Genomic DNA, 14,696 nt, shown 5'->3' with positions numbered 1-14,696 from the left:
TCCTTAGCCGTCATTCCGATGAAGCCGGTAAATCTCGGATGCATCCTGCCATATCTTCGAGAAGCACTCGCCCGTAAGCCGATGCCACTCTTCTTCCAAACGTTCATCCACGAGCCGATCGGAAAGCGCCAATGACGGATCGGACTCGACGATCATAAACAGAGTCAGCCCCTCGCGGTAAATCCGCAAACTCACGATTCCCGCTTCCCGCATATGCTTCTCGTTCCCCGCGGGAATATCGCGATGAAGCTGTTCGTACCGTTCGACTTGATCCGGGTGCAGAAACGCCACCTTCACTTGCGTCATCTTATTTGCCGACATATCCCCGCTCCCTACAGCTGCTCGCTCACCATGCGATTTGTCAACGCGCCCAGCTTTTCGATTTCATATCCGACGTGTGGGACTGCTGCCGAACCTCGCCGTTCACGATACAGCGAATGTCCAGCTGATTCGAGTCGCCGACTTCGTCCGCCGTAACCAGATAAGGCCGAGCGGGCTAAAGCCGTCGCAGGTTTTGCCGAGCAGCCATTGATGCGTACGCAGTTTCCTCCGCGTGTTTGCGGTAATTGAGCCCCACGCAAATGATTTTGCTCGGATTTGTGACGCATGGCGCATATTGAATTGCGGAATCATCCTTCATATAGCCTGAACCGACGCAGGATCCGCAAGCACACGGTCCGCCAGCCGCTGCAGCGCAGCTACAGCGTCCTTTCCTCCTTCGATGACGCACCGTCAATGGCAACGTTTCTCCCGGCAGCGAAGCCGTACCTGCCTGCGCCGCTGCGACGTCCAGGATGCCCCGATCCCTTTTAATCCCCAGCTTCAACTGGCCGTTATCTTGAAAGGTTACAAGATTCATTCTTCCACGCTCACTCCCGTCTATCTAATTCAGGCGTTTTTTCCGAATACGACGCCGCCGTCGATGTACAGCGGAGAACCCATCATGAACCTGGATTCATCCGAAGCAAGGAACAAGGCCGCACCCGCGACATCCTCGGGTTTGCCAAGCTTTCCGCTGAGCTGGCGTTGTTTCAAGGATTCGATCACGGCTTCCGGGTCGGTATACGAGGTTTTCAAAAAGTTCTCCACGAACGGCGTAAAGATCGTCCCCGGCAGCAGCGCATTGACCCGGATATTGTAGGCCGCATAATCGACCTGCATCGACTTGGTCAAGGCGAGCACCGCGCCTTTCGTTGCGGCATAGGAAACTCTGCGGGCGAGCCCGATTTCGGCAACGCAAGACGACATATTGATAATCGAGCCCGACTTGCGCTCCATCATGGAAGGCACCACATATTTCGAAGGCAAATATACCCCTTTAACATTGATGCTCATGATCCTATCCCAGGCTTCCGGCTCGATCTCGTGCAGCGCGCCGACGCCGCTGATGCCCGCGTTGTTGAACAGCACGTCGATGCGGCCATATGCGGAAATCGCGTTTTCCGCCATCGCCTTGACCGACTCCGGCTGGGTGACGTCCGCCTGGATGAACAGCGCTTCGCCGCCCCTTTCCTGGATTTCGCTTACCGTTTCCCGGCCTTTGGCCTCGTCCAGATCGTTGACGATCACGGCCGCTCCTTCTTGCGCGAACAGCAGCGCCGTGCTTTTTCCGATGCCGGAACCCGCGCCGGTAATCAGCGTTACTTTATCGTGCAATCGCATACGCCCACTCCTCTGTCACGTATATTATGAATCGCTCCGTCCCCGGATGACGCTAGTCTCATCATCGTTTGGCCAAGGCATATCGTACGTCGGAGTATGGACGTACCTCTCCATGGAAAGCCGCAAGCGAATGCCCGTTCCTGCCGGCAGCGATACTTGAAGCCATTTCCCCTCGATCCCGATCGTACCGGTCACCTCGCCGGAGGCATCGATAATCTCTCCCTGCCGGAAGCGATGTTCGCCAAATACGCCGGCCTGCACGATCAACGCCCGATCGTCGAATAAGCTTGTGTTGACCAAATGTACCGTAGCCGAATCCGTCGTCAGCTTCTCGACCAAGGCGGATACTCCCGAAGGCAGTCCCGGACGCTTCTCGGCAGCGTCGAAATAGCGTACGCGGCCATGCTGTAAACCGCCGTGCGAGATGTGCATCGGCCCGCCGAGCGTCAATTGCACGAGCCCTTCGAAATAGAGCGGGCACATTTCTTGCCATATGTGAATGGCGGAATAAATACCTTCGTTGTAATGCTCGGTCCAACTGCGCGGATCGCCTTCCGGGCCGCGCATCTTGGCAAGCTGATTGCCGATCATTTTATAGTTGGCGCTCAGAATCCGCTCCGGATAATCCGGATTAAGCCCGCGGATATACTGATACCAAGGCTGCGTATTGCCGATGTAATGCTTCGTTTCCCGGCCGGTCTTCGGGTCTTTACCGGAGAAAGCAGGCACGATGACCTCGTTCCAGTCATGGTCTTTCGGAATGCGTTCGATGCGTTCCAAGTCGTCCTCCGCCATCGACGCCGTCCACAAATAGATCGGATATTTCGGCAGCGCCTCCCGGTAATCCGTCCAGCCGCTGTCGAAGCGCTTGTACGGAACGACCCATTTGCCGTCTTGCTCCTGGCGCAGCTCCCAGTTGCGGTCCAGCTGCTCTCGGGCCAGCTCCAGCCCATTCATGTCCCCGGTAAGCAGTACCGTATTCATGCAAGCGTTCGTCAGCGGTTCGATGACCGTCATGAAACCGTGCGGCCAACGCCACCCGTAATAGCCGCCCCACCATTTGCCGCCGTTGTATTCCCCGATCTGCCCGGAAAGCCCGATATTGTCGGGAATGATGCCGCCGTTTAACCGCGTCCGTTCCTTCCATGCCTCTACATATTCGGTGACCCATTTCCTCAAGTTCTCGTCCTGGGAATGAAGAAACGCATGGGTCACCAAGCCGGTCGCATTCAGATTCAGCGGCACGTCGCCGCGATTCATCCGTTCGTTCATCATCCCGATTAAGTGCTTGTACACTTCGTCATTGGACCAGGCGCACTTGCCGCTCTCGAAATCGACGCCGGGAACGTCTTCGTAAGGAGCCAGGTAATCGTCCAGGATCCCCCGGTGCGTGCTCCAGTCCTCCTCGTTCACCTCGAATCTGGGTCCGCGGCTCCCGTTCAGCGGAGATCGAATCAGCTTCAATCGCTTATCGTAGTTTTCCGCTTCCGGATCGTCGCCCGTATACATCGCGGCAAAATTCATTGCGCGCTGGCGATCTTTCAACATGGAGGGTCCAGCCAATCCCAGGAAATACAAATACAAATACCCTTCGCCATGATGCATCCAGTCATAATAAGCGTCGAATTCGCGGTGGATTTGACCGTATTCCGTCCACTGCCACGTGATACCCTCCCATATTTTGCGGGATACCTCATGCAGCTCGCTGTTCCCCCCCAGCACATAGAGGAGCGCCAAATTCATAAACCCTTCATAGGGATCGTCCGAGCCGTCCATGCCCGGCCAATGCTCGAACCAAATCAGCGTGCCGTCGGGATGCGTATAGCGCTCGACGAATTCTTTGGCCGCTTTGTTCAACGTTTCGAATAGCAGCTGCTCCTGCAGTGCCCACTGCGGGGGCGCGACCCGCTCCGAGGCTCGGACATGGGCGGGCGGTCGATGAGATGAAGTCATGGACAGTTCTCCTTCCCTTATTCCAAGCAAATAACGGCATTCATAGAAGCCGGATCAGCCAAGCTGATAACCGCCGTGCAAGGGGATCAGCGCGCCATTGATCCACGACGCCCGGGAGCTGCACAAGAACGAAACGGCATCCGCCACCTGCTGGGGCGACCCCACGTCCGATCTCAGCTTCTCGGATTCGGCAACCCGTTCGGCCTCGGCAGGATCCTTGATCAACTGCTTAAACCAGTCATTCAGCAGCGGCGTCGCGATGCCAGCCGGCAGCAAGGCGTTGCAGCGAATGCCGGTCTCCTTCAAATCGAGCGCCAGTCCCGTCGTCAGATGGTTCAACGCCGCCTTTAGAGAGTCGTAAACGAAGTTGCCCGCGATGTTCTTCTGGCTGTTGAACGAGCTGACGTTCACGATCGAGCCGCGCGTCTCTTTCAAATACGGCAGCGCCTTCTGAACGAGGAAAAAACCCGACTTCACGTTGACGGCAAACAGCCTGTCCCAATCCTCATGCGTGACCGCTTCGATCGGCTTGTTGCACACGAGGGCAGCGTTGTTAATGACCATATCGATTCTTCCCCATGCTTTCACGGCTTGCTCGACGAGCATTTCCGGCGCAGTGGGATGGAGCTGATCGACTTGCACGTAGATCGCCGTGCCGCCATCCCTATCGATTCCTTGGACGACGCATCGTCCCTTCTCCGCATCCCGGCCGCAAACGACGACGCGCGCGCCTTCCTTCGCCAAAGTCTCGGCGACCGCTTTGCCGATTCCGCTGCCGGAACCCGTCACGATGGCCACTTGATTCCGAAACTGAGCCAATTGCACCTTCTCCTTCTGAGCACGTATTGATGTACGTACCATTCATCCTTCTCTTTACACTATACAAAGTCCGATGGATGCCGGAATCCAATAAAACTGACGTTGCCTTTGAAAAGCCGCCATTTCTTTCACCAAAAAACACACATTTCTTTAAAATCCATACTTGTGCTGCGCATGCAGGCTAACGATCGCAATCATCTAGCGAGATTCAACCGACGGCACCCTCTCCTCTCTTGTCTCTCATCGCGTCGCACTCATCGTAGCACCCCTCCTCCCGATTGCAATTTCTCATTTCCGGATTGCGTTCTCGATTGAAATCAAATCGCATTTCACGCCAAACCGTTTAAGTTCTTATATTGAATCATGGTTCTGAATCTGCGAATCTTCCGTTTGACATCCCGGCAAAAAGAAAAATCCGGAGCGGCGTTCAAGCCGCTAACCGGATTTTTTAACCAGATTCCTGTATTGGCTGGGCGTCAGCCCGTGCTCCTTTTTGAACAAGGTGAAGAAGTGGCTTCGGCTGGAGAAGCCCGACTGCAGCATGATATCCGTTATCGTATCGTCGGTCGTCGCAATCCGTTCGGTCGCGTGCGTCAGACGAACCCGATTGATGTAGTCGTTCACCGAAATGAGGCGGTGCCTCTTGAACAATTTCCCCAAATAGGCCGAGGAGAAACCCACTTCAGTCGCGATCATATCCAGCGACAACGCCGGACTGGCGAAGTCTTTCTGAATCATCCGATTGACGTCTTCGAGCAAATCCAAATATTTATGCTCTTTTTTAGATTCAAGCTCTTTCTCCAAATGCTCGAACAGCTCGCGAAAATCGGATTTGATCTTGTCCAGCGTCTCGATTTTCTGCAGCTTGGCCAAGTACGCATTGAAGTTGAAATTCACTTTGATCGAATGGTTCGTTTCCAGCACTTCGATCGCGTAACGAATGGACAGCAGCAATCGGATCAGCACCGAGTTGAGGACCGTATAGCTGAATGATGACGCATGGCCGATCATGCCCATGAGCAGCCGGTCCGCTTCCGAAAAGCGCCCTTGAATGAGCGCGTCCGTCAGCTCCTTCTCCTGATCCTGCGGATATTTGAAATCTTCGTTCCGATTGCTGACGCCGCTCTCCGTGATGACCGCCTGATGGCCCATAATGATGCGGTAATAAGAAAGATCAAGCGTTTTCAAATAATGAAAATTCAAATTCGAGATCGACTCGAACGGCTCGCTAATCGTAACGGAAACGGACAACTGCAGATATTTTGACGTATTCTTCTGGATTTCATATACCAGCGCAATCAATTGTTCCTGCAGCGAAGTCTCTACTGCAGAGTTACAGTTCACCAAGACTACAATCTGATCCTCATCCACTTCGACGCATTCATGCTTATGCAGGCCGGAGAGATGCTCAGAGACGATGTTCATGATGCCGAATTTCAGCAAGCCCCGGTCTCTCGAGCTGTATCTGGAGCAAAACACGGAATAATGATCGATTTTGAGCAGAAGGAGCAGAAAGTTATCTGAAGGTTCAAAAGCAATACGGTAATTATGAAAAGCGTTAGGAAGAGAATGGGCAGAACCGACATCATTGGTCTGTACCAGTTTCCTTAAAAACGCCTGCTTTCGGTTGTAAAACTCATTTTTCTTCTCGGACTCCAGGTTGCGATAGTTCTGAATCACGAGCTTGACCGGCAAATAAAGCCTTCGCGAGAAATAGAACATGATGAGCATGCTTACGGCGAGTAATATCAGCATGAGCAGTAACGTCTTTTTCTTCATGGTCGCGATTTCCTGAAGAATCTTCGTATACGGCGTAACGCTGACCAGCTTCCACCCGAAAACGCCCGTGTCCGTGTACGTGATAAAAGAATCGACCCCATCGGCACTCATCCGAAGACTGCCTGACGGTTCCTTCATGGCATTGATCTTTTGAATATAATCATAACCGTTCATATCGCTAAGCAGCGGATGGAATGGATCACGGGTCATGAGCCTGCCGCCGGCGTCGACGATGAAGATGCGGTTGTCCTGCCCGTCGGCAGCGCTGATGCTTTGCTTGACCCAATCCTCGGATATGTTGAGAATGATGGCCTCGCTTACTTTGCCTTCCCGCAGCTGCGAATCGAAAAACAAGTACGAGTAAACGTTGATCGTAGGCCGCGCGCCGGTTGAAATGCCGGACAGCACATTCGGTATTTGGCGCAAGACGATGCTGTGCGACCGGTTGTTTTTCATATCGTCCAGGATCGGAAACAGGCCTTTGTCCGCAAAAGTTGCCCGGTCATAAACAAAGCCTTCGCTCGGCACGGTATAGATATTGCGGCCGTTATAAATATAAATCGATTGCAGAAACGGATAGATGTTTTTATAGGATTCCATCTTCACCTGGTATTTCACGTAACTTACCGCATCTACATCCGAATACAGTAAATCTTTGATCATGTCATCGAAAAAGGCGGAGATCGCCACCGAACGGACCGATTGTGCCATGATCTGGACGTTCCGGCTCGTATTCTGCAGCTCGGTTTTTTGTTGGTTATAGATCATTTGAAGCGCAAAATCTTCAAAGTTTCGATTCAATAAGGAGGACTGAACCAGCAGCAAAACCAATGCGCTGATCAGAAACGGCAACAAGATCGTCAAAAACAGCTGAAACGGATTTTTCAGGACGAGCTGTTTGAACATGCCCCGTTCTCCCCCTTCCATATGTTCCCCTTGCCTTAATGAAGACTATCACATCCCTCGAAAAACGGGCAATGACAATTGGACTCCAAGCGGAAAAAACGTAAATTCAGAACTGCGGATCAAATTGAGAACACCGTTTTCGCTCCGTTCAGGACACATGGCTGAGATGAGAAATTGTTTTCCGGCGGCGTGTTGGTAGTATGAAGCCATGATCAAGCGGTTGAAAAATGGGAACGGCAAAGGAGAAGGTAATTGTGGCTAAGGCAACTAAGAATCGATTCAAAAACACGCAACACAAAAAAAGCTTGCAGTTGACGATGTTGGCGCTTCCGGCGATGGTGGCGATTTTCGTTTTCTCGTACATTCCGATGGCGGGGATATTCATTGCTTTTAAGAATGTCAATTACGAGCAAGGCATTTTTCGCAGTCCTTGGGTCGGCTTTGACAATTTCAATTTCTTTTTTACTTCCAGCGACGCATGGACGGTCGTCAGGAACACGCTCGGCTACAATATCGTCTTTATCGCGGTTGGCACCTTGCTGTCGATTATATTTGCGCTCTTATTAAATGAAATCATGAGCCGAAAAGTATTGAAAGCGTATCAAACGATGTTCTTTTTCCCTTATTTCTTCTCTTGGATCATCGTCGCTTACATGGCTTACTCGTTTGTCGGACCATACGGCATCGTATCGGGCTGGCTGGAAGATCTCGGGGTCAATTTCGACTTCTATACCGAAACGTGGATTTGGCCCTTCCTGCTCATCTTCATCAATATATGGAAAGGGCTGGGATACACCAGCATCATTTTCTATGCCGGCATTCTCGGCATCTCGCAAGAGTACTTCGAAGCGGCTGCGATTGATGGCGCCAATCAATTTCAGATGATCCGAAAAATAACGATTCCGCTGCTCATGCCGCTCATCACGATCATGACGTTGCTGTCGATCGGGAAAATCTTTTATTCGGACTTCGGCCTGTTCTTCTTCGTCCCGAGGGAAATCGGCCAGTTGTATCCGGTCACTCAAGTTATCGACACGTACGTATACCGCATGCTCAGGCAGTCCGGGGATATCGGGATGTCGTCCGCGGTTGGCCTATTCCAGTCGCTGATGGGATTCGCCGTCGTTCTCTTCAGCAACTATCTGGTCAAAAGAGTGAACGAAGAAAACAAATTGTTCTAATATCGCAAATGGAGGCGAGCCGATGGCGCTCCGTGCTAAACTGCCGAAAATACTGATTCATCTCGTGCTGATCCTATTCGGCATCCTGTGCATCATTCCGCTCATATCGATCATTTCCGTATCGCTAAGCGACGAAACGACCATTTTGAAAAACGGGTACAGCCTGCTGCCCCAAGGCTTGAATTTACACGCCTACGCCTATGTGCTGTACAAGCCGGTTCAGCTCCTGAACGCCTTGAAAGTGTCGCTGTTAGTCAGCGTTTTTGGCACTGTCGTTTCCTTGCTGGTCTCCGCAGGCATTTCTTATGTGTTGTCCAGAGAGGACTACAAATACAAAAACAAGCTAAGCTTCTATGTATTCTTTACGATGCTGTTTAACGGCGGGCTCGTTCCTACCTACATGCTGATCAGCAAATACCTGCACTTGAAAAATACGCTCTGGGTGCTCATTCTACCCTATCTGGCCATCCCCTGGTTCATCTTGATCCTGAGAACGTTCATGCAGAAAATTCCTCACAGCATCATTGAATCTTGCATGATCGACGGCGCAAGCGAGCTCCGGATCTTTTTCCGGATCATTTTGCCGCTGGCCAAACCGGGCCTGGCTACGGTCGGTTTGTTCACCCTGCTGCAATACTGGAACGATTGGTGGCTCAGCTTGCTGTACATCGAAAAGGAAAGCCTCGTTCCCCTGCAATTTATGCTATACCGCATGATCAACAACATCGAGTTTCTTACCCGCTCCACGAACATGATGCCGCCGGGTATGAACAACGTTGTCGTACCTGCGGAAACGGCGCGGATGGCGATGGCGATCCTCGCCGCCGGTCCTATGCTTGCCGTGTTCCCCTTCTTCCAGAAATATTTTGTCAGCGGGCTTACGGTAGGCGCGATCAAAGGATAGCTTAACAATGGACTTCGGTCCATTTTTAAGAATATAGCAGCATAGGAAAAAGGGAGGATTCACCATGCGAAGAGGTACCCGTCTTACCAAAACCGGCATCTTGGCAGCGATTCTGATTCTCACAATCAGCCTGATGCTCGGCGCATGCGGAAACAAAGACAAAGACAAAGACAAAGACAAAGAGAATGCCGGTTCTTCTCCAGCTTCCTCTGCGAACTCCGGCCCGTCCGGAAGCGCAAGCGCTGCCGGAGATTTGCCTGAAGTCACCTTAACCTGGTACTTCCCCGGCAACTTCCCGCAGCCTGAGCAAGACAAAGTGTTCGCCGAAGTGAACAAAATCGTGAAACAAAAATTGAACGCGACCATCGACTTCAAGCCGATCGCCTTTGGCGATTACGATCAAAAAATGAAGGTAGTCATCGCCTCCGGCGAACCTTACGACCTCGCCTTCACGTCCAACTGGATCAACAACTACAGCCAGAACGTAGCGAAGGGCGCCTTTTTGCCGCTGGACGATTTGCTCGCGCAATATGCGCCGAAGTCTTATGCCGCCGTTCCGGCCAACTTCTGGGACGCCACCCGCGTCAACGGCAAAATTTACGGCTATATCAACTATCAAATTTCAGCCAGAACGCCTGAAGTGTCCACGGCGAAATCGCTGGCGGACAAATACGGCTTCGACATCAACAGCATCGGCGGCAAGCTGAGCGCGGATACGATGAATTTGCTGGAACCGTACATTGCAGCGGTCAAGAAAGACCATCCGGAAAAAGCGTTCATTACGTCGCTTTCGCAAATCTCGGAAATGTTCACCTTCGAATCGATTTCGGGCATCAACATCCCCGGCGCCGTATTCTTCAACGATGACACGCTGAAGGTCGTCAACCAGTTCGAAACCGATGAATTCAAGAAGTTCGCCGCAGTCATGAGAGATTGGAACGCCAAGGGCTACATGAACACCAAAGAGCGGATCTCCAAGAAACAAGACGACTGGGCCGACGCCAAAGCGGGCAAATGGATGATCAACATCGGCGGCGCTTACAAGCCGGGCGGAGATGTACTTGCCACCTCGTTGGGCGGCGAGACTTATGTCAGCGCTCCTGCTTCCACGCCGCATCTAACGACGAACGGCATCATCGCCACGATGCACGCGATTAGCCGCACGTCGAAAAACCCGGAAAGAGCCATGATGCTGCTGGAGCTGCTGAACACGGACAAGGAGCTGTTCAACCTGCTCAACTTCGGCATCAAGGACGACCATTTTAAACTGAACGATGAAGGCTTCATGGTCGCAGGCCCGAACCAACAAGCTTACAACCCGCAAGTGCCGTGGATGTTCGCTTCCAACTTCCTCGCATACGTCCAGGAAGGCATGCCGAAAACCGTTTGGGAAGACACCATCAAATTGAACGAAGCCGCAGCGCCATCGAATTTGCTCGGTTTCTCCTTCGATGCGGAGCCGGTCAAAGCGGAAATCGGCAAAACGAGCGCCGTATTCGATGAGTACTACAGAGGTATTGAGCTCGGGATTACGACCGAAGAGAAATACAACGAATTCTTGAAGAAGCTGAAAAATGCAGGCGCCGACAAAATGATCGCGGAAATGCAGAAGCAAATCGATGCCTGGAAAGCCACGAAGAAATAAGACAAAGGCGGCACGATCCATCCGCAAAAACGATTTGTAACGCAATCGTAATCTGACCTTCATCAATCCTTCATCTTGGGGCGGTACAATGGGTTCATGACCCCCCTTTTCATTTATATAACCTTTGGGCTTGCGGCCGGATGGCTTGCAGGCCCGCTTTTTTTTGGTACGGATAGATGGGTGCGGAAAAAGGGGAGGACCGTCTCCCAGAATGCCGGGTCTCGCTCCGATGCGCTATGTCCTTCTACATCGACGTAGAGATGGGAGAGCGACGGCGTGCGGGACAGCACGTGATCGAGCTCCGACGGCGGAATGAAGCCGTCGCGGCGGGAATGAACATGCAGTGTCGGCACGCGTTGGTCCTGCGCGTTGTCCGCCAGAATACGGGCGGGATCGGCCCGCTTCATGACACGGCGGGGAATGCGGCTCCGCCACACCATCACCTGCGGGATGAGCTGCGCGAGCGGGAACGCGGGCAGGCCGCGGCGCTTCAGCTCCGCTTCGACCATCGTTGCGAACCGGACGGGCATGGCGTCCGTCACGAGCGCCGCGATCGGAGCCCCCGCATCGAGCGCGAGGACCGCGCCGAACGCGCCCAGCGAATGCCCGAGCACGCCGATGCGCGATGCGTCCACGTCCGGATGTCGGCCGAGCCAGTCGATCGCCGCTTCGAGATCTTGATAGAATAACAGCCCGGACGGCGCAGGATGCGGCCCGCTGTCGCCATGCGCTCTCACGTCGTACAGCAGCACGGCAAAGCCCGCCTCGTGCAGCGGACCGGCGTATCGGAGCACGCGGGACCGGTTGGATCCCCAGCCGTGCGCCACGACGACGGCCGGCTGCGGCTCGCCTGCGGCGGCGTCCGGCGGCGGGAGAAACCATCCCCGGATTAGCTGTCCGCCGCTATTCCAGCTTACTTCTTCGTAGGGAACGTTTGGGGCCGTCTCGTTCGGAAGTTGCCGAGGACGCTGCGCTTTGCGTGTCAGCAGCCAGACGAACGCCGCGCCGGCGGCGAGGATCGCCGCGACGATGATCAAGATCCACAAGCCCATCATTTCCATCACCTGCTCCGTGAGTCGAAGTCGATGAAATCTATTGTAACGCAGTCTCCTCCTCCGCACCATCATATAGGCAGATGCATATGGTGCATTATCGTCATTCGCCTATCACGAGGAGGAACACCTATGCCGAATAAAGGGTCGAAAGCCGATCGACCTCGCGTGCGCAAGCCGGCCGAAGGCGTCAAAACCCCACGCGCCGGTGCGCCTAAGCTTCGCACCTTGTCCGCCAGCAAGAAGAAGAGCGGATCGGCCAAGACGGACAAAGTAAAGCTTCATCAAGAGACGGAAGCACAGCAAATTCCGATCAGGCAGATCCCCTGGTGGGTCGTGCCGGAGCATCAGCGTGCGCTGATGCCGGGCACGGGCCCTGGGGCGGGCACCGGCTTGTTCCCGCCCGGAACCGGCGGCACATTCCCGCCTGGAGCCGGGACGTTCCCACCCGGAACCGGCGGCACATTCCCGCCCGGAGCCGGGACGTTCCCGCCCGGAACCGGCACATTCCCACCTGGAACCGGCATGTTCCCGCCCGGAGCCGGCACTCCCGGAACCGGTACATTCCCGCCCGGAGCCGGCATGTTCCCGCCTGGTGCCGGCACTTTCCCACCCGGAACTGGCACTCCCGGAACCGGCATGTTCCCGCCTGGCACCGGCATGTTCCCGCCTGGCATCGGAACGTTTTCTCCCGGAACCGGATCGTTTCTGCCCGGACCCGGCATGATTCCCCCGGGAGCTGGCACATTCCCGCCTGGCATGTTCCCGCCCGGAACGTTCCCGCCGCCCAGGCCCGGGATGTTCCCGCCCGGATCGTTGCCGCCGGGAGCCGTCCCGTTCCCGCCCGGATCTTTGCCCCCGCGGCCGAGCAGCGACGCCTACGTGGCGGTTCACATCCATGGCGGCGAGGCCTATCCCGACGCGAACGGCAACTTCTATATCTCTCATTTTCCGACCATGACGATCCGTCAAGCCCTGATCGCCACCGGACGCGCCCAGTTCGGTACGGAAGGCTTCATCCGCTCGATCTCGGACGTTCCGATCGAAAAAGACGTCGGATTAACGATTCGAATGAACGGCCACGTCATACCGCAGATGCTGTTGGATCAACCGTTGACGCCGGGCAACACCGTCGGCCTTTCGCTGCACGTGATTTAAGCCTGATAGGAAGACGCCCGCGACCGGCTGCTGCCGGCGCGGGCGTCATTCGTTCACGACCGGACCCCGGCTCTGCGCCGCAACCCCGTCCGGCTGCGACCTCCCATGTCGCCGTCGGAAGATTGCGCCGGATCCGCGACCTTTCGTTCGATTTTCCGGCGATACAACACCGGTACAAGCACCGCCACCGCGAAGATCCCGACGGAGAGAGCGATCTGCTGCCAACTGCCCCGGGTCAGGCTCGCGCCCAGGAAGCAATAGGCGAACGTCCCCGGCAGCGCGCCGATGAGGGTCGCAGGCACGTACGCCCGCATCGGCACCCGTGCGGCCCCCGCCGCGTAGCTCACCAGATCGAACGGCACGAACGGCGCGAGCCTCAGCAGCAGCACAGCCGGGAAACCTCTGCGCTGCATCGCGCGTTCGAGCCTTTGCAGCCGGGGGTCGTCCCGTCCCCGAAACAATCCGGCGCCGACCCGCCGCGCGAAAAGGAATGCAAGCACCGCTCCGGGCAGTTCGCCGACGATCGTGTAGAGCATGCCCATCCACGTGCCGAACGCCAGTCCTCCGGCCAGCGTCAGAATCGACGCCGGAAACAGGGTGAACGGACGCACTGCGAACAACCCGATATAAATCGCGGGAGCGATCCACCCGAACGAAAGCATCCAGTTGCGGATCGACTCCGGGGACAGCCGCAAATAGCGAAAATCGATCCACAGCAGCAACCCCGCCAATCCGGCCGCCAGAAGAATCGTCATTATCGTTTTTCGCCGCATCCTTTTCTCCTTCCGACTTGCGCAAAATTTTCCATCTCGTATCAGGCTTCCCCGCCAAGACCGAGCGCATAAGTCCACGTCGGAAACAGGCCGACGCATGTCGAAAGCCGCCAGCATCGGCTGGCGGCTTCGGGCGGAGCGAGCGGTATAAACGTCCCTATCGATCGATTCGCTGGCTGCGCGATTTTTCGTTTACTCGTTCGGCGGCCGCTCGGCGTTCCCTTTTCTTGTCTGTTCCTCGAACAGACCCGCCCTCAGAAGCGCTGCCCGTTGTTTTAGAATCAGAATGGCGATCCCCGCAAACACCGCGAGAATGATGCCGATCATCAGGTAGCCGGCAACCCCAAAGAGAATGCAGAGGACGATGCCGATAACGCCTACCGCCAAGCTCGATTTGTTTAGCTGACGCACTTTGGCTTCGCTCGATTGAACGAAGGTTTTCCCGGTTTGTGCCATTATGATTCTCCTAATCCCTGTCGTGATCCCATGAGGTTTCCCCATAGGCAAGCTGCGGAAACAAACAAAACCATTATATCATCCGGCGTCGTCCCTCGATACGATTCGGCTAGTGCGGTCGCGCGCTGTGAGGCCAGTTGAAGCGAGATGCTCCCCCAACCCTCCGCATTTTCACCGGTCAACCTCTCCTCCTTTGCCGCGAATCTATTCGGTTTTTCGAATACAAATGTCCGCACTCCAGCGAAAAGGCGCGATTCTATTCGATTTTTCAGCTTGATCCCGCGATTTCATCGCATTCGGGACCATTTTTATATGTTATTTCGAATAGATAGTCAGAGAGCAGAGGCGGCATAAAATCGAGTAAGAGGGGGCGACTAACCCCCGTCTTCTCACACCACCGTACATGCG

The 14,696-nt window shown here is 54.7% G+C and carries 13 protein-coding genes; 4 read left to right on the top strand and 9 right to left on the bottom strand.

The window, feature by feature from the left end; genetic code table 11:
- Positions 1-3 precede the first annotated feature (3 nt).
- The 6 genes from LKX83_RS22910 to LKX83_RS22885 all read right to left on the bottom strand — a co-directional run bounded on the left by LKX83_RS22910 (position 4) and on the right by LKX83_RS22885 (position 7,119).
- Entirely contained in the window at positions 4-321 is a 318-nt protein-coding gene (locus tag LKX83_RS22910) for an L-rhamnose mutarotase (RefSeq protein WP_227885157.1), read from the bottom strand.
- Between the two features lie 40 nt (positions 322-361).
- On the bottom strand, positions 362-439 hold the full coding sequence (locus LKX83_RS22905) for a hypothetical protein (protein ID WP_465249351.1): 78 nt from the start codon (positions 437-439) through the stop codon (positions 362-364).
- A gap of 449 nt (positions 440-888) precedes the next feature.
- Positions 889-1,662 (bottom strand): SDR family NAD(P)-dependent oxidoreductase, encoded by a 774-nt coding sequence (locus tag LKX83_RS22900; RefSeq protein ID WP_227885156.1) that lies wholly within the window; start codon positions 1,660-1,662, stop codon positions 889-891.
- Between the two features lie 24 nt (positions 1,663-1,686).
- On the bottom strand, positions 1,687-3,615 hold the full coding sequence (locus tag LKX83_RS22895) for a DUF8034 domain-containing protein (protein ID WP_227885155.1): 1,929 nt from the start codon (positions 3,613-3,615) through the stop codon (positions 1,687-1,689).
- A gap of 54 nt (positions 3,616-3,669) precedes the next feature.
- Complete coding sequence (locus LKX83_RS22890) at positions 3,670-4,434, bottom strand: SDR family NAD(P)-dependent oxidoreductase (protein ID WP_227885154.1); 765 nt, start codon at positions 4,432-4,434, stop codon at positions 3,670-3,672.
- Between the two features lie 435 nt (positions 4,435-4,869).
- Positions 4,870-7,119, bottom strand: a complete 2,250-nt coding sequence (locus tag LKX83_RS22885; RefSeq protein WP_227885153.1) for an AraC family transcriptional regulator — start codon at positions 7,117-7,119, stop codon at positions 4,870-4,872.
- Positions 7,120-7,373: 254 nt separating this feature from the next.
- On the opposite strand from LKX83_RS22885, the gene LKX83_RS22880 reads away from it, so the two are divergent.
- The 3 genes from LKX83_RS22880 to LKX83_RS22870 all read left to right on the top strand — a co-directional run bounded on the left by LKX83_RS22880 (position 7,374) and on the right by LKX83_RS22870 (position 10,849).
- A complete protein-coding gene (locus LKX83_RS22880; RefSeq protein ID WP_227885152.1) occupies positions 7,374-8,300 on the top strand; it encodes an ABC transporter permease in 927 nt (308 codons plus the stop codon).
- A 22-nt stretch (positions 8,301-8,322) separates the two neighbouring features.
- Positions 8,323-9,204, top strand: coding sequence for a carbohydrate ABC transporter permease (locus tag LKX83_RS22875; RefSeq protein WP_227885151.1), 882 nt, complete (start codon positions 8,323-8,325; stop codon positions 9,202-9,204).
- Positions 9,205-9,268: 64 nt separating this feature from the next.
- Complete coding sequence (locus LKX83_RS22870; protein ID WP_227885150.1) at positions 9,269-10,849, top strand: ABC transporter substrate-binding protein; 1,581 nt, start codon at positions 9,269-9,271, stop codon at positions 10,847-10,849.
- Between the two features lie 113 nt (positions 10,850-10,962).
- Here the strand turns inward: LKX83_RS22870 and LKX83_RS22865 are convergent, their stop codons facing one another.
- On the bottom strand, positions 10,963-11,904 hold the full coding sequence (locus LKX83_RS22865; protein ID WP_227885149.1) for an alpha/beta hydrolase: 942 nt from the start codon (positions 11,902-11,904) through the stop codon (positions 10,963-10,965).
- Positions 11,905-12,033: 129 nt separating this feature from the next.
- Here LKX83_RS22865 and LKX83_RS34160 point away from each other — a divergent pair, with 129 nt between their 5' ends.
- Positions 12,034-13,059 carry a hypothetical protein gene (locus LKX83_RS34160; protein WP_304518345.1) on the top strand — a complete coding sequence of 342 codons (1,026 nt, stop codon included), beginning with the start codon at positions 12,034-12,036 and terminating at the stop codon, positions 13,057-13,059.
- A gap of 53 nt (positions 13,060-13,112) precedes the next feature.
- Here LKX83_RS34160 and LKX83_RS22855 read toward each other — a convergent pair whose 3' ends face one another.
- On the bottom strand, positions 13,113-13,832 hold the full coding sequence (locus tag LKX83_RS22855) for a TVP38/TMEM64 family protein (RefSeq protein WP_227885148.1): 720 nt from the start codon (positions 13,830-13,832) through the stop codon (positions 13,113-13,115).
- Positions 13,833-14,024: 192 nt separating this feature from the next.
- Positions 14,025-14,288, bottom strand: a complete 264-nt coding sequence (locus tag LKX83_RS22850; protein ID WP_227885147.1) for a hypothetical protein — start codon at positions 14,286-14,288, stop codon at positions 14,025-14,027.
- Positions 14,289-14,696: the final 408 nt, after the last annotated feature.

The sequence above is a fragment of the Cohnella baijiui genome, assembly GCF_020731285.1.
Classification (GTDB): Bacteria; Bacillota; Bacilli; order Paenibacillales; family Paenibacillaceae; genus Cohnella.
This window is presented reverse-complemented; position numbering and strand designations above follow the sequence as displayed.